The sequence below is a fragment of the Paenibacillus sanguinis 2301083 = DSM 16941 genome, assembly GCF_000374825.1.
GTDB lineage: Bacteria > Bacillota > Bacilli > Paenibacillales > Paenibacillaceae > Fontibacillus > Fontibacillus sanguinis.
This window is the reverse complement of record NZ_KB895382.1, coordinates 226,010-252,014: the sequence shown is the minus strand read 5'-3', so window position 1 is coordinate 252,014 and position 26,005 is coordinate 226,010. Positions and strand designations below refer to the sequence as shown.

Annotated in this window: 26 protein-coding genes, 1 rRNA gene and 1 other annotated feature; all 27 genes read right to left on the bottom strand. The window is 50.2% G+C overall.

What is annotated here, in order from left to right:
• Positions 1-235 (bottom strand): 16S ribosomal RNA (locus C557_RS0113335); the annotation flags it as partial.
• 469 nt (positions 236-704) lie between these two features.
• The gene (locus C557_RS0113330; RefSeq protein ID WP_018752373.1) at positions 705-2,342 is read right to left on the bottom strand and encodes a LysM peptidoglycan-binding domain-containing protein; all 1,638 of its coding nucleotides are present in this window, start codon (positions 2,340-2,342) and stop codon (positions 705-707) included.
• 167 nt (positions 2,343-2,509) lie between these two features.
• Positions 2,510-3,391, bottom strand: coding sequence for a branched-chain-amino-acid transaminase (gene ilvE / locus C557_RS0113325; RefSeq protein WP_018752372.1), 882 nt, complete (start codon positions 3,389-3,391; stop codon positions 2,510-2,512).
• Positions 3,367-4,287, bottom strand: coding sequence for a prephenate dehydratase (gene pheA, locus C557_RS0113320; protein ID WP_018752371.1), 921 nt, complete (start codon positions 4,285-4,287; stop codon positions 3,367-3,369). Before pheA ends, ilvE begins: the two co-directional genes overlap by 25 nt.
• Complete coding sequence (gene thrB / locus C557_RS0113315; RefSeq protein ID WP_018752370.1) at positions 4,284-5,258, bottom strand: homoserine kinase; 975 nt, start codon at positions 5,256-5,258, stop codon at positions 4,284-4,286. The genes pheA and thrB overlap by 4 nt, the downstream gene beginning before the upstream one ends.
• Entirely contained in the window at positions 5,255-6,325 is a 1,071-nt protein-coding gene (thrC, locus tag C557_RS0113310) for a threonine synthase (RefSeq protein WP_018752369.1), read from the bottom strand. The genes thrB and thrC overlap by 4 nt, the downstream gene beginning before the upstream one ends.
• 50 nt (positions 6,326-6,375) lie before the next feature.
• Positions 6,376-7,662, bottom strand: coding sequence for a homoserine dehydrogenase (locus tag C557_RS0113305; protein ID WP_018752368.1), 1,287 nt, complete (start codon positions 7,660-7,662; stop codon positions 6,376-6,378).
• 100 nt (positions 7,663-7,762) lie between these two features.
• Complete coding sequence (locus tag C557_RS0113300) at positions 7,763-8,200, bottom strand: ACT domain-containing protein (protein WP_018752367.1); 438 nt, start codon at positions 8,198-8,200, stop codon at positions 7,763-7,765.
• A gap of 164 nt (positions 8,201-8,364) precedes the next feature.
• Positions 8,365-9,678 (bottom strand): GTPase ObgE, encoded by a 1,314-nt coding sequence (obgE, locus tag C557_RS0113295; RefSeq protein WP_018752366.1) that lies wholly within the window; start codon positions 9,676-9,678, stop codon positions 8,365-8,367.
• Positions 9,669-10,433, bottom strand: coding sequence for a Spo0B domain-containing protein (locus C557_RS0113290; protein WP_018752365.1), 765 nt, complete (start codon positions 10,431-10,433; stop codon positions 9,669-9,671). The genes obgE and C557_RS0113290 overlap by 10 nt, the downstream gene beginning before the upstream one ends.
• Positions 10,434-10,580: 147 nt before the next feature.
• The gene (rpmA, locus tag C557_RS0113285) at positions 10,581-10,892 is read right to left on the bottom strand and encodes a 50S ribosomal protein L27 (RefSeq protein ID WP_018752364.1); all 312 of its coding nucleotides are present in this window, start codon (positions 10,890-10,892) and stop codon (positions 10,581-10,583) included.
• Positions 10,893-10,910: 18 nt separating this feature from the next.
• Positions 10,911-11,243 (bottom strand): ribosomal-processing cysteine protease Prp, encoded by a 333-nt coding sequence (locus C557_RS0113280; RefSeq protein WP_018752363.1) that lies wholly within the window; start codon positions 11,241-11,243, stop codon positions 10,911-10,913.
• Between the two features lie 14 nt (positions 11,244-11,257).
• Positions 11,258-11,569, bottom strand: coding sequence for a 50S ribosomal protein L21 (rplU, locus tag C557_RS0113275; protein WP_018752362.1), 312 nt, complete (start codon positions 11,567-11,569; stop codon positions 11,258-11,260).
• A 13-nt stretch (positions 11,570-11,582) separates the two neighbouring features.
• Positions 11,583-11,672: a sequence feature (ribosomal protein L21 leader region), on the bottom strand.
• A gap of 55 nt (positions 11,673-11,727) precedes the next feature.
• Positions 11,728-12,915: an Rne/Rng family ribonuclease gene (locus C557_RS0113270; RefSeq protein ID WP_026263471.1), complete on the bottom strand. Its 1,188-nt coding sequence runs from the start codon at positions 12,913-12,915 to the stop codon at positions 11,728-11,730.
• Positions 12,916-13,053: 138 nt separating this feature from the next.
• On the bottom strand, positions 13,054-13,911 hold the full coding sequence (locus C557_RS0113265; RefSeq protein WP_018752360.1) for a M50 family metallopeptidase: 858 nt from the start codon (positions 13,909-13,911) through the stop codon (positions 13,054-13,056).
• Entirely contained in the window at positions 13,904-14,806 is a 903-nt protein-coding gene (locus C557_RS0113260) for a M23 family metallopeptidase (RefSeq protein WP_240472964.1), read from the bottom strand. Before C557_RS0113260 ends, C557_RS0113265 begins: the two co-directional genes overlap by 8 nt.
• Positions 14,807-14,955: 149 nt before the next feature.
• Complete coding sequence (locus C557_RS0113255) at positions 14,956-16,101, bottom strand: FtsW/RodA/SpoVE family cell cycle protein (RefSeq protein ID WP_018752358.1); 1,146 nt, start codon at positions 16,099-16,101, stop codon at positions 14,956-14,958.
• 3 nt (positions 16,102-16,104) lie between these two features.
• The gene (minD, locus tag C557_RS0113250) at positions 16,105-16,902 is read right to left on the bottom strand and encodes a septum site-determining protein MinD (RefSeq protein WP_018752357.1); all 798 of its coding nucleotides are present in this window, start codon (positions 16,900-16,902) and stop codon (positions 16,105-16,107) included.
• A 3-nt stretch (positions 16,903-16,905) separates the two neighbouring features.
• Entirely contained in the window at positions 16,906-17,565 is a 660-nt protein-coding gene (gene minC, locus C557_RS0113245; protein ID WP_018752356.1) for a septum site-determining protein MinC, read from the bottom strand.
• Positions 17,566-17,640: 75 nt separating this feature from the next.
• A complete protein-coding gene (mreD, locus tag C557_RS0113240) occupies positions 17,641-18,174 on the bottom strand; it encodes a rod shape-determining protein MreD (protein ID WP_018752355.1) in 534 nt (177 codons plus the stop codon).
• Complete coding sequence (gene mreC, locus C557_RS0113235; protein ID WP_018752354.1) at positions 18,171-19,049, bottom strand: rod shape-determining protein MreC; 879 nt, start codon at positions 19,047-19,049, stop codon at positions 18,171-18,173. The genes mreD and mreC overlap by 4 nt, the downstream gene beginning before the upstream one ends.
• A 109-nt stretch (positions 19,050-19,158) precedes the next feature.
• A complete protein-coding gene (locus C557_RS0113230) occupies positions 19,159-20,193 on the bottom strand; it encodes a rod shape-determining protein (RefSeq protein WP_018752353.1) in 1,035 nt (344 codons plus the stop codon).
• Positions 20,194-20,232: 39 nt separating this feature from the next.
• Positions 20,233-20,928: a RadC family protein gene (radC, locus tag C557_RS0113225; RefSeq protein ID WP_026263470.1), complete on the bottom strand. Its 696-nt coding sequence runs from the start codon at positions 20,926-20,928 to the stop codon at positions 20,233-20,235.
• A gap of 104 nt (positions 20,929-21,032) precedes the next feature.
• The gene (locus C557_RS0113220) at positions 21,033-21,635 is read right to left on the bottom strand and encodes a Maf family protein (protein ID WP_018752351.1); all 603 of its coding nucleotides are present in this window, start codon (positions 21,633-21,635) and stop codon (positions 21,033-21,035) included.
• Between the two features lie 175 nt (positions 21,636-21,810).
• Positions 21,811-23,082 carry an SPOR domain-containing protein gene (locus C557_RS0113215; RefSeq protein ID WP_018752350.1) on the bottom strand — a complete coding sequence of 424 codons (1,272 nt, stop codon included), beginning with the start codon at positions 23,080-23,082 and terminating at the stop codon, positions 21,811-21,813.
• Between the two features lie 121 nt (positions 23,083-23,203).
• The gene (murC, locus tag C557_RS0113210) at positions 23,204-24,538 is read right to left on the bottom strand and encodes a UDP-N-acetylmuramate--L-alanine ligase (protein ID WP_018752349.1); all 1,335 of its coding nucleotides are present in this window, start codon (positions 24,536-24,538) and stop codon (positions 23,204-23,206) included.
• A 59-nt stretch (positions 24,539-24,597) separates the two neighbouring features.
• Positions 24,598-25,977 carry a bifunctional folylpolyglutamate synthase/dihydrofolate synthase gene (locus tag C557_RS0113205; protein ID WP_018752348.1) on the bottom strand — a complete coding sequence of 460 codons (1,380 nt, stop codon included), beginning with the start codon at positions 25,975-25,977 and terminating at the stop codon, positions 24,598-24,600.
• Positions 25,978-26,005 lie beyond the last annotated feature (28 nt).

Here is a 26,005-nt window from a genome sequence, read left to right as displayed (position 1 = left end):
ATAAGTGACAGATTGCTCCGTCTTTCCCAAGTCTCCCATGCGAGAGTCTTGACTATCCGGTATTAGCTAACGTTTCCGCTAGTTATCCCAGGCTTACAGGCAGGTTGCCTACGTGTTACTCACCCGTCCGCCGCTAAGTGATCCGGGAGCAAGCTCCCCAATCACTCCGCTCGACTTGCATGTATTAGGCACGCCGCCAGCGTTCGTCCTGAGCCAGGATCAAACTCTCCAATAAAGGTATTGTTTGACTTGCTCATGCAAACTTGCTGACGAGAACTTTCGTTCTCTTTATTTCTTACTCACTCGTTGTTCAGTTTTCAAAGATCAACCTGTTTTTTCTTCATCACCGCGTTTCAGCGGCGACTTAAATAATATAACATGTTGGGTTTTAAATAGCAAGTGTTTTTTTCAAAAGAATTTAATAGCCTTAATTTTTCAACTCACACCCAGAATCAGTCCCTAATAGCCATATACAAAATAGGTGGATTGGGACATTTAATATATCACAATATCGCAGCTTGCTCAAGCAGCTTAGCAGCAAAAAGCAGCATGATCCGACTAAAAATGCACCAGGATTGGCCCCTGCCGGCTAGTGATTCTACACTTATTTTCTCTTCGTAATCAAATTACGTCTCACTTTAACTGCTTTATGTGTCTAGAAAAAGCGAGGGAATCCTGAGATTCCCCCGCCGCGTTTTGCTGGCTTAACTATTGATCCAAGGATTATGTCTTGTTGAAGCTTTCGTCGAACGCGAGGTCTGGCTGCGAGACCTGGATGTATTCCCGCCAGATTTACCTCGTTCCCTCTTGGTAGCAGGGCTGCCTGAAATTTTGACATTCTTTTTTGACTTAGCTTTTCCGGATGTTTGATAATCCGACTCTCTCTTCAAATCCCCCTTCATATTTTCGGAAGCCACATTTTCTCCCTTTAAGGGTTTGTTGGCTAGGGGAGCCTGATTGGCTATTCCTGCATAAGGCGGATTATTATACCCATGCATCACTGGATTGGGATTCGCATAGGGATAAGCCGCGGGTTGATACCCTGGCATCACTGATCCATAAGGGGATACATAACCCGGGCCAGGTTGCCATCCCATAGTGTGCGGATAGGGCATGTTACCATAGGCCTCCGGAGATACATACTGCGGAGAGGCGCTATAGGGATTATAGCCTGGGGCCCCCTTCATCTCCTGATAAGCACCTCCCAAGTCAGGAGCCTGTGGCAAGGGCGCATTGGCATTTGATATTCCCGGATAGTTGACATCCATGGCAGTTAAGGATGCGGGCTGCTGCGGATAAGGAACATTGTCATAAAATACCGGCTCGGCAGCAATGGGATGTTGATAGAAAGGATGGTAGGTCTCAGGCTGATATGAGTACGGTGTGGACCCTGAGCATCCGCAAGGAGATGGTGCATACCCCATCGCAGGCAGCACGGAAGCCGGTTGTTCCATTGCATAGTACGGCATTGGCGGATTAGGATAAGAGGAAGGGTACAGCGATGATTGCGCCACTGACTCGCCTTTCATGGGTCCATACGCATATGGATTAAATGTAGCCGGCTCGCCTTTCATGGGTGAGTTGGCATAAGGATTTATCGCGGCTGGTTCGCCCTTCATTGGCATATTAGCATAGGGATGATATGCGATAGGCTCGCCTTTCATCGCTTCCCCTTTGAGGTTTTCGCCTTTGAGCGATTCTCCCTTCATGGGTGCGTACTTGACCGGTTCGTATTTTACCGGCTCAAATTTGGCCGTTTCATATTTGATCTGCTCAACCTCAACTTTAATTTCCATAGGCACCTTTTTGGGTGGCTCTACATGGATCGGCTGCTCCTTTGGCTTTTCCTGTACAGGAACCTTTGGCTTCTCTTCCTTAACAGGCTTGGGGGCAGTCATTTCCGGCTTCACGTCAGTAGGGACCTTCTTAACGGGAGCTGTATTTTTCTTTCCCCCTGCTCCAGGCATCGTTCCTGGATTCTCGTGCGGAGCACTGCCTCCCGAACCTCCCGAGGCTGAAGGAATATTGACGATCTCTCCAATCTTCAGCTTGTTCGGATCGCTTAATTGCGGATTAGCCGCGATCAAAGACTGCAAGGGCATTCCCCATGCTTTCGACAGCTTGAACAGCGTATCCCCTTGCTTCACAACATGCTTGTAGACATTCCCCGGCTCTCCGGCAATCGGTACAGCCTCGGCCGGAATTTTCACCTTGTCGCCAATATCCAACTGATCCGGGTTTACCAGTTGCGGATTGGCTTCAATCAGTTTCTGGAGGGGCACATTATACTTTTTTGATAGTTCAAATAAAGTATCGCCCTGCTTGACAATGTGGATTTTCACGCGATAAAAACCTCCTAGGTTTCTTCTCCGGTACGTGATGTTCGCCCGGGGCCCATTTATTACATCCTATGCAGTTGCCCGGTTTTTGACATCCCGGAAAATAAAAAATCCTATCTCCCTCTCATCTTAGAAAGGAAAATAGGATGGATGTAACAGTTACACAGGCGTTATTGCCAAACCTTCAAGCCGTCTTGATCAACGATGGCCCGGAACTCCTCCAACAGCTTCAGTGTAATCGGTCCAGCATGTCCTTCGCCGATAATACGGCCGTCTACTTCGCGTACAGCAATAACCTCTGCTGCCGTCCCCGTCAGGAACACCTCATCCGCTACATAAACATCATGAAGCGTAAATGGCTGTTCTTGAAGGCTGTAGCCTTTTTGACGGCAAATCTCCATGATTGCCTGACGAGTGATTCCGTCCAAAGCGCCCAAGTAGCACGGGGGCGTCGTAATAACTCCATTTTTGATAATAAAAATATTATCTCCCGAGCCCTCAGTCACATAGCCTTGTCCATTTAGCATAATGGCTTCGCCCGCACCGGAGAGATTGGATTGAATTTTTACCAAAATATTATTGAGGTAATTCAGCGATTTAATCTTGGGATTAAGCGCATCCGGGATGTTCCGCCGTGTCGATACGGAAACTGTCTTCAGCCCCGTCTTATAGGCTTCCTCCGAGTAAATGGCTAACTGCTCCACGATAATGACCACTGACGCTTTAGGGCAGCGTTCCGGATCAAGTCCAAGGTTGCCAGCCCCACGAGAGACGATCAAACGAATGTATCCGTCACGCAGTTCATTACGACGCAACGTCTCGACCAACGCATCCTCCATCTCCTGATAGGATAATGGGATATTCAACATAATCGATTTAGCCGAATCATAAAGGCGGTCCAAGTGCTCCTTGCATTTAAAAATATTTCCATTGTAAATACGGATGCCTTCAAAAATCCCATCCCCGTACAAGAAGCCATGATCGTACACGGAGACCTTTGCTTGATCCTTGGTTACAAATTGTCCATCTAAATAAATCCATTGCTCTGCCATGTCTTTGACACCTCCGCTTTTTGTTCCCCAGGCGGTAGGCTAGGATAACTCCCCAGCACACGCACCTGACACCCTAATGCCTCTATCTCCTTAATTGCTGAACTCAGCAAGACGGAATCCAGCGACTCCAGCACATCCATGATGAAGTAATAATTACCTAGTCTTTTCTTGGTTGGCCGGGATTCAATCCGCGTCAAATTCAATTTGCGCCAGGCAAATGCCGACAATACCTGATGCAGAGCGCCTGGATAATCCTCGGGCAGCGTGACCTGCACGCTCGTCTTGCTCTGGGCTCCAGTTGCTCGCACCTCAAACGGCTTAGGTCCAATAAGTACAAACCGGGTGAAATTGTTATCATGGTCTGTTACCCGGCTTGCCAGAATATCCAGTCCATGTCGCTGTGCCCCAAGTCCTGTACCAATCGCCGTCCAGCCTTGCCCAGGATTTCGCATGACCCATTCCACGGCTTCCGAAGTGCTTCCAACGTGCTCCAATTCCGCCTGAGGCATATGCGAGCGGATAAACTGCAAGCACTGTGCCATAGCAACCGGATGTGAAAACACCTTGGTAATCTTACTATAATCCGCAGTATCTGGGTGGTTCGCAGAGACAAACTCTTCCCTCCGGCCGATCAAATTCTGTATAGAGGGGTATACCCACTCGACTTGCATCGGAATGTCCACTTCATGGACAAGCCAATCCATGTGCAAGCTTACAGAGCCTTCAATGGTATTCTCCATCGGAATGACGCTGTAGTCGCTCTTGCCCGTAGCGGTGGCCAAGAAAACATCGGAGATTTGCTTGAAATGCAGCAACTCCGCAGGTTCGTCGCCAAGCAGGTGCAATGCCGCTTCATGAGACACCGATCCTGCCGGCAGCAGTGCTATTCGCTTCATGTCCTGACTTCCCCTTTGATGTAATCCCAAAATGAACTTTCCTTATCCATAGTAAGCTCAATAGCCCCATGTGTGCAAGATTTTAACCACATCAACTGCGCCGGGACTCCTTGCTCGCCTAACGTATTCAATAGAAAGCTCTCCAGCCGCTGTCTCTCTTCCTTGCTACAATTTGCATCCACCAAGCACAGCAACGTTGGTCCCGCGCCACTTAAGGCTGCTCCAAGCGCTCCGTGATCTGCTGCCTCGGCCAAAATCCGGGCCATGCCCGGAACCAGCGCCGCTCTATAGGGCTGGTGCAGCCGGTCTTGCATAGCAGCCGAGATCAGATCCAGCCGGCCAGCAGATAAGGCCGCCGTCAATAGAGAGGCCCGGCTGACATTATACACCGCATCCTGCAAAGCAATCTGCTCCGGCAGCGCATCTCGGGCTTTGGAAGTGGACAACTGGAACTCCGGAATCGCTACCAGCACATCGAGATCGGCTGGCGGCTCAATGCGCAACACATCCGCATGGCGGCCATCCCAGGCCGCCGTAATGATACCACCATAGAGGGAAGCCCCTACATTGTCAGGATGCTTCTCCAAAGCCGTAGCCATATCAAATAACTTGGCTTGATCCAAAGGTTCGCCAATCAACAGGTTGGCTGCAAACAGCGCTCCGACAATTGCCGAAGCGCTGCTGCCAAGTCCACGTGTAAGCGGGATGTTAGAGTACATCGAGATTTGAAGCTCCGGTATAGCTATCCCAGCTTCCGCAAATACCAACTGCGCAACCTGATAAATCAAATTGTTTTTGTCCTTTGGCAGACCCTTCAATTCCTCGCCATAAAGGTGAAATACCGTCTTGTCTGCTGGCTTAAGCTCAAGCCATGAGTAAAGGGATAGCGCCATCCCCAACGTATCAAATCCCGGGCCGAGATTGGCGGTGCTTGCAGGCACCTTCACCCAAACGCCTTCCCGGCGAATCATGCCTGCGTTCCCCGCAGCTTGCTGATGGCCTCCATTACGGCTTCTTCTGTATCTTGCACAACCAGTGGTTCACTGCCAATACTCTTGATGGCGATGTTTGGATCCTTCAGACCATGGCCGGTCAATACGCACACGACCGTCTCTCCACCTTGGAAATAACCTTCCCGATGCAGCTTGTAAACACCGGCAATGGAAGCAGCCGAAGCCGGCTCTGCAAAGATCCCTTCCTTAGCCGCGATGGCCCGGTAAGCATTCAGAATCTCTTCATCCGTAACATAATTGATCTGTCCGCCGGATTCCTCCGCTGCTGCCACGGCTGTCTTCCAGCTTGCCGGATTGCCGATACGGATTGCTGTGGCAATGGTTTCGGGTTCAAGGATTCGCTCGCCCTTGACAATGGCCATAGCTCCTTCCGCCTCAAAACCTACCATCCGCGGCAAGGATGTTGATTTGCCACGTTCGTGATATTCTTTGAATCCTTTCCAGTATGCTGAAATGTTACCAGCGTTCCCTACCGGAATAGCCAGCACATCCGGCGCTTTGCCTAATTGATCGCACACCTCGAAGGCCGCTGTCTTCTGACCTTCAATACGGTAGGGATTCACTGAGTTGACCAGTGTAATGGGATGCTTGGCTGTGATATCACGGACAATTTCCAGCGCGCGGTCAAAATTCCCATCAATAGCGATCACCTTTGCTCCGTAAATCATCGCTTGGGCCAGCTTGCCGAGCGCAATATTGTTGTTCGGAATCAGCACGATGCAATCGATCCCGGCGCGAGCTGCATAAGCGGCGGCGGCGGCTGAGGTATTGCCGGTGGATGCACACATTACCGTTGTGCTGCCTTCCTCAATCGCTTTGGCAACGGCCATAACCATCCCGCGGTCTTTAAATGAACCGGTCGGATTCAGCCCTTCGTATTTAAAATACAGGTCCAGCCCAAGCTCCCGTGACAGATTCTCTGCGCGAACCAGCGGGGTATTGCCTTCCTGTAGAGTAAGCTTCGGGGTATTGCTATTGACGGGCAAATATTCCTTGTACGTTTCCAATAGTCCGAGATATCTCATGCATATGACTCCTTTTATCTGAAATGTGTAATTCCGTGTCTGATTGAACCTTACCCTTCAACGCGATATACGCTCTTGATCCGGTGAATGACATCCATTGACTCGAAGTGGGTAAGCACCTTCTCCATACTCGCTTTGCTGGCACAATGGGTGACAATCATAATCTCCGCACCGGCCAGATTGGTATTTGGTGTCTGCACCACCGAGTCCAGACTAACCTCATATTCAGCAAATACCTGGGTAATCTGGGCCAACACCCCCGCCTTGTCATCCACATGCAGCAGCAGAAAGTTCTTGTATGCAACCTGGTCATCGGTTTTCAGCTTTTTCGTTTTGTAAGGAACGATGGCTTTCAGTCCGTTAACCCCAAGCTTGAGATTCTTAACCACAGCGACCAAGTCAGCCACAACCGAGGTAGCCGTCGGCATCTCCCCGGCACCAGCGCCGTAAAACATCGTTTCGCCTACCGCTTCTCCATAAACATAGACGGCATTATATACCCCATGCACAGCAGCGATCGGATGCGTCTTCTTGACCATGGTCGGCTGTACGGTAATACTGAATTCATCGTCGTGCTGCTCCGCAATCCCCAGCAGCTTCATCTCGTAGCCAAGCTTCCTGGCGTACAAAATATCTTCCTTGGATACGGACGAAATCCCCCGCACCTGCACATCGCTCAGCTCCACATTGGTACGGAAGCCCAGCGTACCGAGAATCGCCATCTTGCGAGCTGCATCCAGCCCCTCCACATCAGAGGTAGGATCGGATTCGGCATAGCCAAGCTGCTGCGCTTCTTTCAGCACATCCTCGTAGGAGGCTCCTTCCTGACTCATTTTGCTTAAAATATAATTCGTTGTGCCATTGACAATCCCCATGATTCGTACAATTCGGTCCGAGGAGAATCCCTCAATGAGTGTGCGGATGATTGGAATACCACCAGCCACACTTGCTTCATAGAATACATCGCATTGATGCTCAAGCGCTTTGGCTAAAATTTCCGAGCCGTAGAGCGCCATCAAGTCCTTGTTGGCAGTCACAATGTGCTTGCCGCGCTCCAGCGCCTCCAATATATATGCCTTGGTCTGCTCAACGCCCCCCATCACCTCGACGACGACATCGATATCCGGATGGCGAATGACTTCCCATGGGTCCTCCGTCAATTTGCTGGAATCCACATAAATATTGCGGGACTTCTCTACATTTCTGACGGCAATTTTCTCAATTTGAATCGGCGATCCAACCTGACTTGCGAGGTCTTCCTGATGTCCTTCCAAAATTCGGACGACCCCGGTTCCCACTGTACCCAGTCCAAGCAAACCCACCTTTACAGGCTTCACTGCTGTCCCCTCCTCATATCCAAGCTGAGGGATTGTTCCCCTCTTGGTGTTTATTTCTATCTTTCTTTGGCAATTCCGAATACCTATTTACCAACCATGGTCAGCCTTGACCCACGATTTGCGTTCGGCGTACCCCAGGAATACTTTGCAGCGATTGCAGCATTTCATCCAGTTCCTCCGTTAGTCTGGAGGTTTCTACGGAAATGACCACGTTAGCTTTCCCCTGCAGTGGGATGCTCTGATTAATCGTTAGCACATTTCCCCCTGAACCGGCAATCAACGCGAGTACCCTCGATAATATGCCTGAGCGATGCTCCAAATCGAAGGAAATGGTTACGATGCTCTCCCTCTCGATCTGATTCAGTTGGTGAATGCCATCCTTGTATTTGTAGAAGGCACTTCGGCTTAGCCCTACCTGTGTCACAGCCTCATGAACTGTTCTGGCTTCACCGGCTGCCAGTAACTGCTTCACCTGGAGTGTCTTCACGACTGCTTCAGGCAAAATGTCCTCGCGTACCAAATAGTAATGCTCTTTCACAATCGTCCGCTCCTTAGAGACTTTTGTTTTCATATAGTGGACATTATAACGGAAAGATAACTAGCAGGCAATGGTTTTTGCCCTATCTATGAGTGCGAGTGCAAAAAGTCGGCTTTTTAACAACCTCTATAGCAAGAAAAGCACCCTGTAGGTGCTCCTCTCTGTTAATAATAGTAGCTGCTGCCCTCTACAAATTCGAATTCGAAATCGCCGATACGAACCGGAGTACCATCTTTGGCGCCCCGTTTACGCAATTCCTCGTCAACCCCCATATGTCGCAATGTCCGGGCCAGCTTCAGGATAGCATCATGAGAGTTCAGTTGCATCCGTTTCATCATACGTTCAATTTTCACGCTTTCAACCACAAACGTCTCGTTCTCACGCTTGATCGTAAAGCTGTCGTCCTCTTCCTTGTCCAGCTTGTATACCTTGCGCTCCGTAAGCTCGGTTACTTCTTCAATCGCTGGAGCTTCCGGAATCTGATCAAGCAGATCAGCAACACGGTACAATAATTCTTGCACGCCTTGCCGGGTCAAAGAAGAGATCGGCATAATCTCCAAATCGCCACGTACTTTGGCAACTTCCTTCCGGAATTTCTCCAGATGCTCGGCAGACTCAGGCATATCCATTTTATTGGCAGCAACGATCTGCGGACGATTCTCCAGATCAGCGTTATATTGTCTTAACTCATCATTGATCTTCTGCCAGTCGTCAAAGGGATCGCGCCCTTCCGATCCAGCCATGTCCACCACATGGATAATCAGACGGGTCCGCTCTACATGCCGTAAGAATTCATGTCCCAAGCCTACGCCTTCGTGGGCTCCTTCAATCAAGCCTGGCAAGTCAGCCATGACAAAGCTTCGGCCTTCGCCTACTTCAACCACACCCAGATTTGGCGTAATCGTCGTAAAATGATAGGCGCCGATCTTTGGTGTAGCTGCTGATACCACCGACAGCAACGTTGATTTTCCAACGCTCGGGAAACCTACCAGACCAACGTCAGCCATGACTTTCAATTCCAGCACAACCCAGCGCTCCTGGCCTTCTTCGCCATGTTCAGCCAATTCTGGTGCCGTATTATTGGGCGTCACAAAACGGGTGTTGCCTCGCCCTCCGCGCCCCCCGCGTGCAATAGTAACCTGTTGGCCGTGACGGGTTAAATCAGCAAGCACTTCTTGCGTATCATCGTCAATAACTATCGTCCCTGGAGGAACCCTTACGATCATGTTCTCCGCGTTGGCCCCATGCTGGCTCTTATTGCGTCCCTTCACACCGCGCTCTGCTTTGAAGTGGCGCTGATATCGAAAATCCATCAGCGTCCTCAGGCCCTCATCAACGCGAAAGATCACATCCCCGCCCTTGCCGCCATCTCCACCGGCAGGCCCACCTTCCGGTACGTACTTCTCACGGCGAAAGGCAACGATTCCATCCCCACCATCGCCGCCTTTAACATAAATCTTCGCTTTATCTACAAACATGCATTCACCTCATTCATTTTTGCACAAGCCATTCGTAGTCTGAGGGAGCTATACTCCGAATCCAGTTGCTCGGCACGAACTCGTCCTTCGGTCATCCAGCCGTCCATATGCTGCACGACCAGCTTACGATTGCCCGCTTCGCCCAGTTGATCAAACCGAACGACAACCTCCTCATTCTCAAGGTACAGCAACATCTTGAGTTGTAACGTCTCGCCCCAGGAAGAACGCCCACTGTACTGAAACGCTTTTACCGTTTCCATAATGGCCTCCGTCAGCTCCTCCGCATCCGCTTCCGTCAATAAAGTCCCCAATTGCAGGTCATCCTCAATATCAACCTCCAACTGTACCGAACTATTCACCTCACGGAAGGATTGCAGATAAAACACCAGGGACGGAACGCCAAGCCGGGAAATTTTACTCTCCACAGCCATGCGCCCTTTTATTCTTTCCACGCAGTCAACCAGTTTATCAATTTTCCGCAATTGGATATATCCGTACAAAATCTGCAAGTCGTTCATCCAATCGTGCCGATGATGACCCAATGTTGCTGTGGCGGTACGCTGCACCGATGCCAGCAGTTGCCTCCGCTGCGTTTCGGCCTGCTTGCGAATATGTCTGACATAGGCCCAAAATGCGATAAGCAAGCTCCCGAATAACAAGACCTGTCCTATCGGCGATCTCAGATAATACACAATAGCCAGGCAGATCAGTGCCAACAGCACCAACATCGCCCGCACCATGAACCGATGTTTCATATTTTCCCCGTTCCCCTAACATATTGATCAGGTTATTGCCCCTGATATCACTACCAAGTATAGCATAAAACCTGTTCGAATATCGCTCTCGTCATTCAAAAAAAGAAAGCCCTGGCACCAAAAGTGCCAGGGCTTTCGCGTAAACTCTTAAGCTTCAACTGCAGCCGCTACCGGAGCGACTTCCACAGGGTAGACGCTCACTTTTTTGCGATCGCGACCCCAACGTTCGAATTTCACAACGCCGTCAACTTTCGCGAACAACGTGTCATCCGAACCGATTCCTACATTCGTACCCGGATGAATTTTCGTACCACGTTGACGAACAAGAATGCTTCCGCCCGTAACAACTTGACCGTCAGCACGTTTCACGCCAAGGCGTTTCGCAATGCTGTCACGTCCGTTCTTTGTGGAACCAACACCCTTCTTGGATGCAAATAGCTGGAGATCCAATTTCAACATTGTAGTCTACCTCCTTCTTTAAATATTAAGTTCCTGTATTTGAATATACTTACCGTATGATTCTTGAATACCCTTCAGCATAACAACAAGTGAGGCAAGCAGCAATTGCGCTTGTTCGCCAGCCTCAGGTCGAACTTCCCGCGGAAGACTGGCGCTCAGAAAGCCATTCTTCATGCTGGAGTCCATTACGATTCCCGTCAACGTCTCGACCGAATTAACCGTACCCACGGTAACTGCCGATACTCCGGCACACACAATGTCCTCACCGGCTTTGGCATAGCCCGCGTGGCCTTCCACCTTAAAGCCTGAAATGCTGTTATCTGCATGACGCAATATGGAGACGATAATCAAATTACCGCACCTTCTTACGCTTGGATTTTCTCGATGGTTACTTTTGTGTATGGTTGACGATGACCTTGTTTCTTATGGTAGTTCTTCTTCGGCTTGTATTTGTAAACGATAACTTTTTGGCCTTTACCGTGTTTTTCGACTTTCGCCGTTACACTTGCGCCGGATACCAATGGAGCTCCCGTTACCAAACCTTCGCCTTTGGATACTGCCAATACACGGTCGAACGTCACACTAGTGCCGTCTTCTGCATTCAATTTCTCGATGTAGAGCACATCGCCTTCTTGAACACGGTATTGCTTACCGCCAGTTTCAATGATTGCGTACATTTGCTTGCACCTCCTCATGTCTCAGACTCGCCTGATTCAGGTGCCGCAAGAACCATAAAATTCAGCGGACTTGTCAACCCGACCGGAGCGGTTACAGCATGTGTACAAGCTAACGCATGACACATACCTTAATATACTACCATGGGGCATTTAAAAAATCAACCGGGAATTGTATTCTCCTCACGCATACGCTTGCGGGTCATCTCCAATAAACCAAGTCTTGTCCAGCCCAGGATGTGATGCTGGGTCCGATCGCCATACATCGCCTTCTCCAACCGCTCGCATACAGCCGCACGGTGGGCTTCGGTGTCCATATCTATAAAGTCAGCAATAATAATTCCGCCAGTGTCCCTCAACCGAATCAGCCGGGCTATTTCCTCCGCAGCCTCTATGTTTGTCTGGAACACCGTATCCTCCAAGCTGGCTCCACCCGTAAATTTACCCGTATTCACATCAATAACCGTCAGGGCCTCCGTTGTATCCCAAACAAGGTAGCCCCCGCCGGGGAGCCAAACCTTCCGCTGGAAGTCCTTCTCTAGCTGCGACCTGACGTCATAATGATCAAATACCGGCGTTTTGCCCTCATGAATAATAATGTCCAGGGATTCCCCGGGAAGCATCCCCTGCAGGAAGCTCAAGGCTTCCTCCGCCTGATCCCGGCTATCCATAATCAGCTCATCCGTTTCCGGGCTATAAGCATCCCGCATCAGGCGCTGAATCATACTAAGATCATGGTGCAGCACCACCGGCGCAGTAAACCGCTCAGCTTTGTCCAAAATAGAGGCCCACTGATTGCGTAACAGCAACAAATCCTCTTCAATGGATTTGCGATCTTCCTCCGCGGCAACCGTACGAAGGATCAATCCTTCCTCCTCGGTCCGCAGTTCCTCACCAATAGAGCGCAAGCGCTGCTTCTCCGCTTCAGGGGCGATCTTCTTGGATACCGCCACATAACCCGAGGTCGGCATATATACAATCCAGCGTCCGGGCAAGGAATAATGGGTCGTCACCCTTGCCCCTTTGTTGCCGATTGCCTCTTTGACAACTTGAACAACCAGCTCTTGTCCAGGGCTGAGCAGTTCGGTAATCGAAGGCTTAGGCTTTGGCTGCTTCTCCAGATGGGGATGCAATACATCATCAATATAAAGAAACGCATTTTTCTTCAATCCGATATCCACAAATGCTGCTTGCATGCCGGGAATCACATTAACTACTTTGCCCTTCATAAAGCTGCCAACCAGGCCTATATGCTGAGAACGCTCCACCGCATACTCCACCAGTTTGCCGTCTTCCAGAAGCGCCATCTCGGTAGATCCGGGCTCGCAGTGAACAATCATCCTTTTCATAATTTCACCCTTCATACGTTCGTCATCTTTGGAAGTGTGGTGAACAATGGGAAGCCTGAGCCAACTTGTTCACTACGCTACTAGGTCTTGGCGCCGTCAAGCAATACATCCGTTCCATTATAACATGACTTTCTTGCTTCAAGCACCCGAGCCCCCCTGTAAGAAAGAGGAAATCACCCGCTGTTCAGGGACAACCGCCACGATATGCCCCCGTGGGTTCATCACATAGATAAAGTGATACTTTTCTCTTCTAAACAAACGTAAAATATGGTCCAAAGGTTGCGTTCTCTCAGCAATAATCGGCTGGGCTAAAGACCCGGTCAGCAGATGTTTGGCGAACCGCTGGTCCCGATTCATTAGGAATCGCAGAAAACGGTAAGGAATATTCCGATAGTCCACAATGTTGGAATAGAGCAGGAACAGGCCGATCAACAACAAATTGAGCTGCAAGCCGCCCACTGCAAATAAGAGAGGCAGTACAGAATAAACAACGACCAGCACGCTGAACACAAGGCTAATCCGATATGACCAAATTAAGGTAGCATGGTAAGGCAAAACGATACTGCACAAAGCCTGGCATACCTTTCCTCCATCCAGAGGGAGGATAGGCAGCAGATTAAATAAAGCAATCAGTACATTGCTGGTAATAAAATAGTTCAGAAAGGGCCCGTCCCACCATCCGGCAGTATGAAGCAACAGGGAGGCAGCAACCAGCAAAATGTTTTGCAGCGGGCCCGCCAAAGCTACAACCATTTCCCTTACCGCCGTGATGTCACCCGCCTCTTCCATAATGGCTACCCCTCCGAAAGGAAGCAGTTCAACAGACAGGACCTTGATGCCGAAGAGGCGCGCCGCCATGACATGTCCCATTTCATGGATAAAGACGATACTAAACAAGGCCAAGAGCTCCAGAAAATGCCCTGTCAGCACCGAAGTCATCATCAGAATGACAAAGAAGGGATGGAACGACACCGTTATGCCGCCGCATCTAATCAAGCGGCACCACATCCGCAGGGTCGATGTACCGATCCTCTTTTTTAATGGCAAAATAGAGCGTTGGACGCGGAGATTGCACGAACTGCGGCAAAGCCCCCAGCACATCTCCACCCTCCAGCCAGTCGCCTTTGTCTACGGTAATCTGGTCCAGCCGCCCATATATGGACACATATCCACCAGCATGCTGAATTGTCACAGTTAGTCCGGTCAGAGCATCGTTCGCCACAGCCAGCACCCTCCCCCTTTCAACGCTTCTGACTTGCACCGCTCCTGCGCTGCGCGCCGCATCGGGAACAATCTCAACCCCCTTTAAGCTCAAGGCAAACGGACCAGCCAGGCTGCCTGACAGCGGGGGAGTAAATCCGCTTTGCGCTCCTACCTTGAGACTATCCTCTTCATGAGTTTCAAATATAGGAATAAACGACGGGGCTCCGCCGAAATGACTTGTGTACCATGTCTCGATCGCCTTGAAGTCCATCTCTTCTGTGAGCGACTGCGCAACAAAGACACGAATGGGCGCCGCCCAGGAAGGCTCGTAATGATGCATGCCCCAGAAGCTGGCAAACAATACAGCGCTAATCATCAAACGAGCGAACATTGATCTCCAGATAGAAGATTTAGAACCAGCCCCATCCGGGCCAAAGCTCGCTCTGTTACCGTATGCATTAGCGTAAGGAGCCTGCCAGCGGCCCTGCCCCTGCTTCCACAACAACTCCGGGTCACGCTCCATGCCCTCTGCCGTCTCCGCGGCATCTAGTCGTTCAAAATAGGACGCGGTGGGTCTATCCGATATCTTGTCCTGCTGGGGGAACGGCAGCTTGACCTGTCCCTGCATGGTCAACTCGCGAATCCGTTGTTCTCTTCGCTTCCTTACATTGGTTTTGACATCCATCATTTATCCCTCCGGTCGCTTCGCCGCTGCGCTTCCCGTCAAGCGGGGCCTGTACTTATACTTATGAGCCACCGGAATGGATTATGAACAAGCCAGGCTTAGCCAAGGCCCAAAAAAACGCAAAAAAATCGATGCTCTGCACCGGTTCGCGCTTAATTCACTTTATATTTCTCCTGATGCAGCTTGATGCTGAACACCAGTCCAATACATAACATATTCACCAGCAGAGAGGTCCCACCGTAGCTGATAAACGGTAGCGTGATCCCCGTAATCGGCATAAGGCCAATCATCATCCCCACATTTTCGAAAATCTGGAACAGAAACATGGCTACAATACCAACGATCACGTAAGCTCCTCGTTTATCAAAGCAATGCAGGGCAATCAGAATCATGCGGTATATAAATAGAAAATACAGCAGCAACAGCAGTGAAGAACCAACAAACCCAAATTCTTCGCCAACCACGACGAAAATGGAGTCAGAATACGGATAGGGGATGAACTTTTTATTTTTCAGATCACCCTTCATGTATCCATCGCCAAGCAATCCACCTGAGCCAATGGCTATTTTCGCATAGTTCGACTGATGCTTGTCATCGCTAGAAGCCTGATCCGGATTAATAAATGTATTGATCCGTTGATACCAATGCAGCTTTTGATGTTTTGCAAGATAATCCTGAATCTCTGAATTAAAAGCATTGAACAACGTTACAGCCAGGATCAAAGCCGCTACCGCTGCGGTCAAGGCGATCAGAACATGGCTGTATCTTGCATTGCCAATCCAGAGCATTGCTACCAGCACCACCAGGTAGATAATGGCATTTCCCAAGTCAGGCTGAATCAGAACGAGAAAGAAAGGCAACAGCGTTACCATAGCAATGGGTATGATGTCACGGCGGAAGTGCAAAGGTTTTCCTTGTTTTTTCCCCAGCAGGTAAGCCGTTGTCAGGATAAGAATTACCTTGACCAGCTCGGCAGGTTGAAACTGCAGGCCACCGAGGGGAAACCAGCTGCGTGCGCCGTTGATTTCCGGAGCAAACAGGTAGACCAGCACCAGAAGCAGGCAACCCGCGCCATAAAAATACCAGCTAAAGCGCAACAAGGTACGATAGTCAACCAGTGCCACGCTAAAAACAACGATAAATCCCAGGACATAAAACAGCAACGTCTTGATGTCATAGTTGTGAAATTCAGATTCGTAAGGGGCAATGGCGCTGCGCACCAACAAGGTGCTGAAGAGCATAAACAGCCCCAGAATACCCACCATCAGCCAGTCCAGTTGTTTGAGCTTGAACAGCAACGATTATCCACCCATTCCAAAAAGCTTCTTAAAGCGTGTGAACACGCTTTTCTTCTGATCCATCAGCATTAAAGGCACCGTATCGCCTAAAATTCGTCTTGCAATATTGCGATAAGCGATCGCAGCAGGCGAATCAGGATTCATCACTGTAGGCTCTCCATTATTGGCCGCCCGGATAACCTTCTCATCATCAGGCACAATACCGATCAGATCGATGTTGAGGACCTGCAGGATACCTTCAATATCCAGCATATCTCCGGATTTCATCATATTGATTTTGATTCGATTGACCACCAGCTTGGGCGATTCAATATGCGAGTTGTCCAGCAAACCGATAATCCGATCAGCATCACGCACAGCCGCGTGCTCCGGGGTCGTTACCACAATAGCCCGATCAGCGCCGGCAATAGCATTCTTGAAGCCTTGCTCGATCCCTGCAGGACAGTCAATAATGACATATTCGAATTCTTTCTTTAATTCCAGAATAATATCCTTGACCTGCTCAGGAGAAATTGAATTTTTGTCTTTCGTCTGTGCCGCAGGCAGCATATAAAGCTCTTCAAACCGCTTGTCCTTCACCAGCGCCTGGTTCAGGCGGCATCGGCCTTCGGCAACGTCGATCAGATCATAGATAATACGATTCTCCAGCCCCATGACCACATCCAGGTTACGCAGACCAATATCCGTGTCTACCAAGCAAACCTTCTTCCCCAGCAATGCCAAGGCTGTACCGATGTTGGCCGAGGTCGTCGTTTTGCCTACACCGCCTTTGCCGGACGTTATTACGATAGCTTCTCCCATGATTCACACCCCTTTAAACACGTTAAAATCCGGTCTGACCCGGGTTACCCTCGTGATCTTGTCAATCTGCATCTTCCCGTCCTGCAAATAAGCAAACTCCATACTCGTCTCCCGATTCTCCCACTCGTCCGGAGGTCGACTGATCGTCTCCGCAATTCGCAACTGGGTCGGGGACAAGTAAGATGCCGCAATAATGGACTTGTCATCGCCTTCAAGCCCCGCATGCGCCATTCCTCGAAGTGCACCCAGAATCAGGATGTCGCCGGTAGAACGAATCAACCCGCCTGGATTAACATCTCCAACAAATAATAGATGACCTTCATGATGCAACACCTGGCCGGAACGGACAATCCCGGCAATCGTTGTCATGCCGCTTGCTGAACTATTGCCGACAATCTCCGGCATTTCGAAGGAACGAACAAGCAGGTTGCCTTTTTGCTTCAATATATCAAGGATCATTTCCTTCTGCTCTTCCGTGACGATGCGCATGCCCAGCTTCACATCGATATGGATGATTGGGCCGGTTAAAATATTCTGGTGACTAAACTCCAATTTATATTTAAGTTCTTCCAGCAGGCTCGGAAATTCACATTGATCGTCCAGCAGGAAAACCAGGCCATCCTTAATGCCTTTGATCGTCACGTGGTTGGATCTCACTGTCATTAGCCTGTCCCTCCCTCCTAATCAATTCGTTCCAGAGCGGGAAAGTTCCTGCTTGCGACAAGGGAACTGCACGATTTATAAAGCCGCCTCATCGGGAGACCGTCTGCGAGTGATAATCTCTAATTGCCGTCTCATCGGCACGTAGATAGCCAGGGCAAAAACAAACTGCACAAATACATTAGGAATAATATGATTTGTTAAAGCCCATGTGTATGGTTGGTGAGTCAATTCAAACAAAGAATACGTGCCAAACAGAATAGAATCCAGCAACAGGCTGCCCAACAGGACGATGATCATCATCAAGGGAAGCGGTGCCCGCTGCGAGCGGGACAACAACCCCAGCAAATAACCGGACAAGCCCATAGCAAAAGAATAAGTACCAATCAACGCTCCGTAGAATACGATATCATGAAGCATGCCGAATGTCAGTCCCAGGACAAGTCCGGTGTGGCGGTGTTCATAGACGGAGAAATACAAGATGACAATATAGACAAGATGTGGGGTAATACGGGTCTGCCATGCTCCCGGTACTAGCCACGGAACGAGAGTGCCCTCCAGAATGAACAAGACAAAAACGAGCAGCAACAGTACCATTTTCCGCTTACTCACTCTTCTTCTCCTTCCGGCTGAAACACGATAAACAATTCCTTCCAATCAGTAAAGTTAGCGGCAGGCTCTACTGTAGCTGTATACGTAAGACCATATTCACCAACCTGAATGCTCTTCACCTTGCCAATGACCATACCACGAGGGAATACGCCACCAATGCCGGAAGAAACGATGATATCCTCTTCTTTTAAAGGAGTATCGTCTTCAATTCTCGTCATCAGGAACATGTCCTGCTGCTGATCGAATGTCTCGATCATCCCAAATACATCATTTTCTTTGCCCTGAGCCGTCACGGCGATGCCATTGGAATTTGGATCGCGAGCATCCATAGAGGTCGCCAGCTTGACTGTAGATGTAAAGTTGCTTACATGGCTAATTACACCCACCAATCCCTTGTCCGAGGTGACAGCCATCCCTTCCTTTACGCCTTCCCTGGCCCCTAAGTTCAGCACAATGGTACGGTTCACCGGATCATCATTCACACTAATAACCTGAGCGATTTTCCAGGTATAGTTGTATAGCTGCTTCTGGGCTTCCGTGAAATCAAGCTTCTCTTTTAACCTCTCATTCTCCTGAGCAATCCAGTTATAAGTAGCTTTATCCCGGGTGTAATGAGCCAGGGCAATTTTTAATTGCTCATTCTCCTCCTGCAACGCTCTCAGATTGGAGATATCTTCAAACAAGCCCGCTACAAAGCTAGCGGGCTTGTAGAACACGTATTGGACGAAGCCTACCGTGTCTTTGACAAATTTCTCAGGCCAAGACAAGGAGATTCTTGACCCCAGGGTAAAACCCATTACCGCAATAAATAAAATGAGTCCCATCAACAAAATAAACAATCTTTTGTTGCCAAGCAGCTTAAACAGTTTTAGCACCCTCCAACCTTACATATTTCAATCAAAAAAAACGGCATAGGCCGCCCATGAGAGCTTCCTCTTCCAGGACGGCGCCGCTTTATTCATCAGGGTGCCTTCCTCCAAGAAATTATCGTCTGGAACGAAGGGCTGAACTACTTTTCGCCTTAAACAAATGAATATTGTCGAGCGCCCGCCCCGTTCCGATAGCAACACAATCAAGCGGATTCTCGGCCACGATTACCGGCATTCCCGTTTCACTCGCCAACAATTTATCCAGGTTGCGCAGCAAGGCTCCGCCGCCAGTTAATACAATTCCTCGATCCATAATGTCTGCAGCAAGCTCGGGTGGACATTTCTCAAGGGTAACCTTAACAGCATCCACGATAGCTCCTACCGTATCGCTCAAGGCATCAGAAATTTCGTCCGATGTAATTGTGATGGTCTTTGGCAGCCCGCTCACCAGATCCCGTCCGCGAATTTCCATCGTCTCAACCTGCTCCAGTGCCAGCGCGGAGCCAATGTCCATCTTGAGTTGCTCAGAGGTACGTTCCCCAATCATGAGATTGTATTGACGCTTGATATACTGGATGATCGCTTCATCCATTTCGTCTCCCGCAACCCGAACAGATCGACTGGTTACGATTCCGCCCAACGAAATTACGGCCACCTCCGTCGTCCCGCCGCCGATGTCTACTACCATACTGCCGGTAGGCTCCCACACCGGGAGATCAGCGCCGATAGCTGCGGCGAACGGCTCTTCAATGGTATACGCTTCGCGTGCTCCGGCCTGCTTGGTTGCATCCTCTACGGCACGCTGCTCCACTGCCGTAATACCTGAAGGAACACAGACCATTACGTTCGGATGGCGTTGAAACAACGAACGCTGCTTCTGCGCTTGTCTGATAAAATATTTAATCATTGTTGCGGTTGTATCAAAATCGGCAATGACACCATCCTTCATCGGCCGAATCGCCCGGATGTTGCCCGGAGTTCTGCCGATCATCTTCTTGGCCGATTCACCGACAGCTACAATGCTCTTGGTGTCCGTATGAATCGCAACCACTGAAGGCTCGCGAACGATAATGCCTTTACCTCTCGTATATACCAACGTATTCGCTGTTCCCAAGTCAATTCCCAAGTCTTTCGTAAAGCCACCCAACATGCTGTTTTCTTCCTTTCCTTCTGTATCTAAACTATTATATTACATCAAGCCCTGCTCCTTCAAACTGACAAACTTTCCGTCGCCGATCACAATATGATCGAGGACATCGATTCCCACGATTTCTCCAGCCTCGCAGAGCCGCCTAGTCAACAGGATATCCTCCGGACTAGGCGTCGGATCGCCGCTTGGATGGTTATGCGCACAAACAATCGAAGCACTGCTGCACTTGATTGCGGCGCGGAATACCTCCCGCGGATGTACGATGGAAGCGTTAAGGCTTCCGATGGAAAGCGTCTCCTGAGCAATGATATGATTTTTGGTATTCAAAAAAAGACAAACAAAATGCTCCTGTTGCAAATAACGCAACTGTTCCATCAGCAGTTCAGACACATTCTGAGGGCTTCGGATGGTTTCCGACTCAGGCAGCCTTGTCTTGGCCAAACGCCGGCCTAACTCTATCCCTGCCTTAAGTTGTATCGCCTTGACTGGACCGATTCCCTTCGTATGGACCATCTCATCGAGACTAAGATCCACCAGACCACGCAGACCTCCTGCTACAGTTAGCATGCGCTGCGCGATATGTACCGCCGACTCCTGCCGTGTACCTGTGCGCAGCAAAATGGCCAGCAGTTCAGCATGGCTAAGTGCTCCTGCCCCGTATTGCAGCATTCTCTCCCGCGGACGCTCCTCTGCAGGAAGATCGCGCAGCATATGCATATAAGGAATCTGTTCCATAAATAATCCCTCGCTCCCGAATGTTTTTGGGCCGTTCCCGGCTTCCCGGCAGGCCTGCAAAACTAGTTCGGAAGGATATGCTTTATCACTTCCACTGCCTTTCGTTACAAGATGGAAATGCCAAAATCATGCAGCATATCCACAAGCAACGAGACAGGCAACCCCACTACATTGAAGTAACAGCCATCAATGCGGGTAACAATTGTTGCGCCAAGTCCCTGTATAGCGTAGGCTCCGGCCTTATCCAGACCTTCCCCGCTACGGGCATAGGCTTGAATCTGCGCTTCGTTTAAAGCTTTCATTGTGACTGTGGTTGAGCGGTATTCAACCTGGTGTGTTCCTGTGGACGCATCCATGCAGGCCACACCGGTATATACCGTGTGACTTCTTCCTTGTAAGCTGCGAAGCATGTCCGCCGCTTCTGCCTGTGTCCGGGGCTTTCCAAGCACAACCCCATCCCTGACAACGATGGTATCGCTGCCTACGATAATTCCGTGGCGTCTTGAAGGCTCCAGCGTGAGCCGGACAGCTTCCGCCTTGCGTGCAGCCAGCTCCTTGACCACCCGGTCCGGAGACCAACCCGCCGGAGTAGATTCGTCGGCATGACTGGGCACAACCTCAAACGGAATGTTTAAGGATGCCATCAATTCTTGCCTCCGAGGCGAGCTCGAGGCGAGAATAATCTGAGGCAAGTTTGCTGCTTCCAATGCCGGACTCTCCTTTGTAAAAGACGTTTCATAGACGGAATGGTTACAACTTATCCGCCTTCATCCTCGCCATATTTTGACACTAACCTATTATATGATTAATTAGGTCCCGGGTGCAAACACAAAAAGACAGAGGAAACGATTTCCATCCCTCTGTCATATTCGGGCATTCTCTTTATTCAATTCCTGTCGCAACCAGTGCCTGCTCCGCCAGGATAAAGCGCATCATATCATTCTGCACTTCCCATAGCAGCGCTTTGGCACCGCTCTTATCATATTCGCCCATGGCCTCTATCGCACCGTTCATGGCCTTCTCCATCTCGCTAATGTGAAGAGATTGCTCCTCAGACCATTTGCCGCGGATCGCAGATACGCTTTCTGTCCATAGTTGATGTTGCTGCTCCAGCAGCAGCCGGTCTTCGGCACGAAGAGGCTTCTGCTCCGTATCCGTCAGCAAGGAGGCTGATGTAGAGCTTAGCAGAGCGGTTAATTCACCGCTATGCTCCATAAAAGTCTCCAGATCATTCGGATTCCCGGAAAATGCAATGTTTATGGCCTGCGGAAGTGCGATTTCATGCAGGATTAAATGAACACCTGCCGCCTTTAATTGCCCGCTCAGCAGCTTGGACTGTTCGCGATCTGTTGAGACTCCGGCATATACCCGCTTCTCATCCACAGTGTCCCTAGCGGCGGCCACTCCCGCTGCTCGCAGCTCCTCTTGGGCAAGCTCAACACCATTTGCCGAGCTGAACACGCCATATTGCAGAAAATAGTAAGTCTGCTCGGGAAGGTTCACCCTGATTTGCGGTAACGTATCCCCGCTTGCCTTGTCCGATTCATCATCAATCGCTCCCATGACCGGAAGCACTGTATCGTTCCCCGTCTTCGTCTGTGCTGCCTCCGTCCCCAAACCGGGAATGGGAACAGGCAGGGGCATCTCCTGATTAAAGAGCGACAATACGACGAAGCCAAATAATGCTCCGGTTACAATCGCCCCCGTTAGGGAGCCCGCTACCTTCCACCATGAGGTTCGGTTAGGACGAGAGTAATGCGGCTCGCGCCATTCCTGTTCATCTTCTTCAGGCGATAGGTCCAAGCGCTCTCGTTCCTGTCCCTCTGGAAAAACCGTTAAATTCATTCCCGTATAATCCGTAAAAGGATCGCCCCATTCCTCTACCGTCTCTACAGCGCGATACTGCGGTGCGGGAGGATCTTGCCATGAGTTGTCATTTCCCCCTTGCTGATTTAGCGGTTCCGCCAAAGGCCGCTTACTGAATGGCACAACCTTGCCTGCTTGGCCTTCGCTCTGATACGGCCTCTCGTTCTTGCCATCGCCTTCTTGCCGGAAGGCCCATTCGCTGAGCTCTTCTCCAGGCTCCTTTTGCTGAACTGGCCTGAATTCCCGACCCTCGCCATCCAACCGGAATGTCATCTTGGCTTTGTTCACATCCGCACGCTCCTTGTCCAGTCATCTATCCTAACCATATGAAGGAGAAGAGAGGGATATGCCAAGCTAAAAAAACGTCCTTCAGGCTATATTTGCCTGAAGGACAGAATAGAATCCAGCCTCAGTGGTTGGATGAATTGGCTAGATCTTTTGCGAGCTCATAGCCTACTTTATAGATATCTCCAGCTCCCATCGTCAGCACGAGATCGCCGGGTTGAAGACGGTGCTGAAGCTCAGCCAGCACGTCTTGCTTGGTGGCCAAATACCGGGCGCCTGCATTGCTGTTTTCCTTAATCAATTCAACCAGCTTGGAGGAATGGACACCTTCGATGGCTTTCTCTCCGGCCGGAGAATAAATGTCAGTAATAATCACTTCATCCGCTTCTCCAAAAGCTCGGCTAAACGCATCAAGCAGGAAGAAGGTCCGCGTGTACCTTTGCGGCTGGAATACAGCAATAATCCGCTTGCCGGTGGCCTTTGCCGCAGCAATGGTCGCCTGAATTTCCGTCGGATGATGGGCATAATCGTCAATGATCAGAATGCCGTTCGTTTCACCCAATACCTGAAACCGCCGCTTCGCCCCATGGAAGTGAGGCAACGCCTTGGCAATGTCCTCAAACGCGATCCCCGCTTCCAGACATACGATGACCGTAGCCATCGCATTATACACATTATGTCTGCCTGGAACAGAGAGTTCAACAGTCCCCAGCGCAACATCGTCATGCTTCATCATAAAGCTGACGCACCGGTCTCCCAATTGAATGTCGTGTGCCGTATACTCGCAGACAGGTTCCATGCCAAAGGTGATAACCTGGCAATGCAGCTTGGGCAGAAGTTCCTGTACGTTATGATCATCGCCACAAACGACGGCCTTCCCGCCCGGCTTCACTTGGTTGAGGAACTGCACATATGCATCCTTCAAGTGCCCGAAGTCGCCTCCATAGTTCTCAAGATGATCGGCCTCGATGTTGGTGACAACGCCAAGGGAGGGATGATATTGCAGGAACGAGCCATCGCTTTCATCGGCTTCTGCCACGACGCATTTGCCTTGCCCCGCCTTGGCATTCGTACCCATATCCATAATTTCCCCACCGATAATATAAGTCGGGTCCGTGCCGCATTGCTCCATCACCAACGCGATCATTGACGAGGTTGTTGTCTTTCCGTGGGCTCCGGCAACGGCAACCCCCGTCCGCTCATTGAGCAATCGTGCAAGCATCTGCGAGCGGTGCAGGATAGGAATCCCTTGCTCCTGTGCCTCCAGACGCTCCACATTATCCTGCGGCAATGCCGTGGAGTAGACTACCAGATCAGCTCCATGAACATGCTCTGCAGTATGACCGATATAAATTTTCGCCCCTTTGGCAGCAAGCTTCTCCGTCAATTCCTGGGAAGCGACGTCCGATCCCGTGACGGTATAACCCATCTCCAGCATGACGCGGGCAATGGCACTCATACCATAGCCCCCGATGCCAATAAAGTGTACATGTTGTTCCGTAATATTTGACAAAATGGTCACCAGCCTTTTTCAGAATCGGTTTGATGCAAAAGGGCCGCCCGCACGTCGGATATCATATATAATGTACCGGTCACTACCCCAAGATCGTCCCGTTCCGTCCGTGACTCCAACAGCGAAAGGGCCTTTCTCCAGTCACGTTCCACGATAATTTTCAAATCCGCTTTCGCATCCGTTCCCTTAACTTGGGTCACGAGGTTGTACAATGCCTCGGCATCCATTTTCCTGCGAAAATCGGGCTCGGTCAGTATAAGTGTATCCACTATTGGTAATATATGCTTCAAGTAGCCATGATGATGCTTATTGGCTAACATCCCCATCATTAAATGAAGTTTGCGGTAGTGAAAGGCCTCAGGCAAGCTTTGGGCAAGCGATGCCGCTCCTTCCGGATTGTGGGCACCATCGAGCACCAGGCGTGGCTGCTTGCGAATCAATTCCAGCCGCCCTGCCCAGAAGGTGGTGCGGAAGCCATCCTGTAGCGACTCATCCTCCAGGACGAAGGCCATATACTGTCGCAGCAATTCCAGTACCATCATAGCGCCGGATGCATTTTTGCATTGATGTTCGCCAATCAGGCCAAGGGTGAGCGGAAGCTCGCGAAAAGGGCCGCAAAAATGAATTTGCTGCTCCGATTCTCCGGCTGACAGGCGTTTATAATGAAACTGCTCTTGCAGCAAATATAGGGGGGCGCGCTTGGCCTCCGCCGTTTCTTTCAGCACTGCGATAGCCTCCGGTTGCTCCACGCAGCTTACGACAGGTACACCGGGCTTAATAATTCCCGCCTTTTCCCTGGCAATTTGCTCAATGCTGTCACCTAGCACATCCATATGATCGTAGCCAATATTCGTGATGAGCGAAACGATTGGCGTCACGATGTTGGTAACATCCATCCTTCCCCCAAGCCCGGTCTCCCATACCACCACATCAGGATAGCAGACCTCGGCAAAATACAGAATGGCGATCGCTGTGCTAACCTCGAACATCGTCGGAGAACCAAGCTGGGTATCGGCAATCTCCTGCACCAACGGAGCAATACGATTACTTAATTCAAGCAGTGTCTGCTCAGGAATATCCGTCTCATCATATTGGAACCGATTCGTGAATTTGGTGATATACGGGGACGTAAACGTCCCCACATGGTAACCGCATTCGCGAAATGTTCGGGTCAGAAAAGCACAGGAAGAGCCCTTCCCATTCGTCCCGGCAATATGAATGAACTTGAGTCTCCGTTCAGGATGCCCTAGCCGCTCCATCATTAGTTCGATGCGCTCCAGTCCTGGCCGAATGCCAAACGGCAGCAGCGCGTTAATCCAGCTTACCGCTTCGTCATAGCTTTGCAGTCCCGGGGAGCGTGATTCTTCGTCTGTATGATCCCCCATGTTTCCGTCACCTTCGATTTATTATTTT

What these genes read in the sequence shown, in the direction of transcription:
- ilvE (WP_018752372.1), bottom strand. Translation starts at nt 3,391, where the DNA reads ATGGCAGAGCAATGGATTTATTTAGATGGACAATTTGTAACCAAGGAT.
- pheA (WP_018752371.1), bottom strand. Translation starts at nt 4,287, where the DNA reads ATGAAGCGAATAGCACTGCTGCCGGCAGGATCGGTGTCTCATGAAGCG.
- thrB (WP_018752370.1), bottom strand. Translation starts at nt 5,258, where the DNA reads ATGATTCGCCGGGAAGGCGTTTGGGTGAAGGTGCCTGCAAGCACCGCC.
- thrC (WP_018752369.1), bottom strand. Translation starts at nt 6,325, where the DNA reads ATGAGATATCTCGGACTATTGGAAACGTACAAGGAATATTTGCCCGTC.
- obgE (WP_018752366.1), bottom strand. Translation starts at nt 9,678, where the DNA reads ATGTTTGTAGATAAAGCGAAGATTTATGTTAAAGGCGGCGATGGTGGG.
- C557_RS0113290 (WP_018752365.1), bottom strand. Translation starts at nt 10,433, where the DNA reads ATGAAACATCGGTTCATGGTGCGGGCGATGTTGGTGCTGTTGGCACTG.
- rpmA (WP_018752364.1), bottom strand. Translation starts at nt 10,892, where the DNA reads ATGTTGAAATTGGATCTCCAGCTATTTGCATCCAAGAAGGGTGTTGGT.
- rplU (WP_018752362.1), bottom strand. Translation starts at nt 11,569, where the DNA reads ATGTACGCAATCATTGAAACTGGCGGTAAGCAATACCGTGTTCAAGAA.
- C557_RS0113270 (WP_026263471.1), bottom strand. Translation starts at nt 12,915, where the DNA reads ATGAAAAGGATGATTGTTCACTGCGAGCCCGGATCTACCGAGATGGCG.
- C557_RS0113260 (WP_240472964.1), bottom strand. Translation starts at nt 14,806, where the DNA reads ATGATGGATGTCAAAACCAATGTAAGGAAGCGAAGAGAACAACGGATT.
- minD (WP_018752357.1), bottom strand. Translation starts at nt 16,902, where the DNA reads ATGGGAGAAGCTATCGTAATAACGTCCGGCAAAGGCGGTGTAGGCAAA.
- minC (WP_018752356.1), bottom strand. Translation starts at nt 17,565, where the DNA reads ATGACAGTGAGATCCAACCACGTGACGATCAAAGGCATTAAGGATGGC.
- C557_RS0113230 (WP_018752353.1), bottom strand. Translation starts at nt 20,193, where the DNA reads ATGTTGGGTGGCTTTACGAAAGACTTGGGAATTGACTTGGGAACAGCG.
- radC (WP_026263470.1), bottom strand. Translation starts at nt 20,928, where the DNA reads ATGGAACAGATTCCTTATATGCATATGCTGCGCGATCTTCCTGCAGAG.
- murC (WP_018752349.1), bottom strand. Translation starts at nt 24,538, where the DNA reads ATGAGTGCCATTGCCCGCGTCATGCTGGAGATGGGTTATACCGTCACG.
- C557_RS0113205 (WP_018752348.1), bottom strand. Translation starts at nt 25,977, where the DNA reads ATGGGGGATCATACAGACGAAGAATCACGCTCCCCGGGACTGCAAAGC.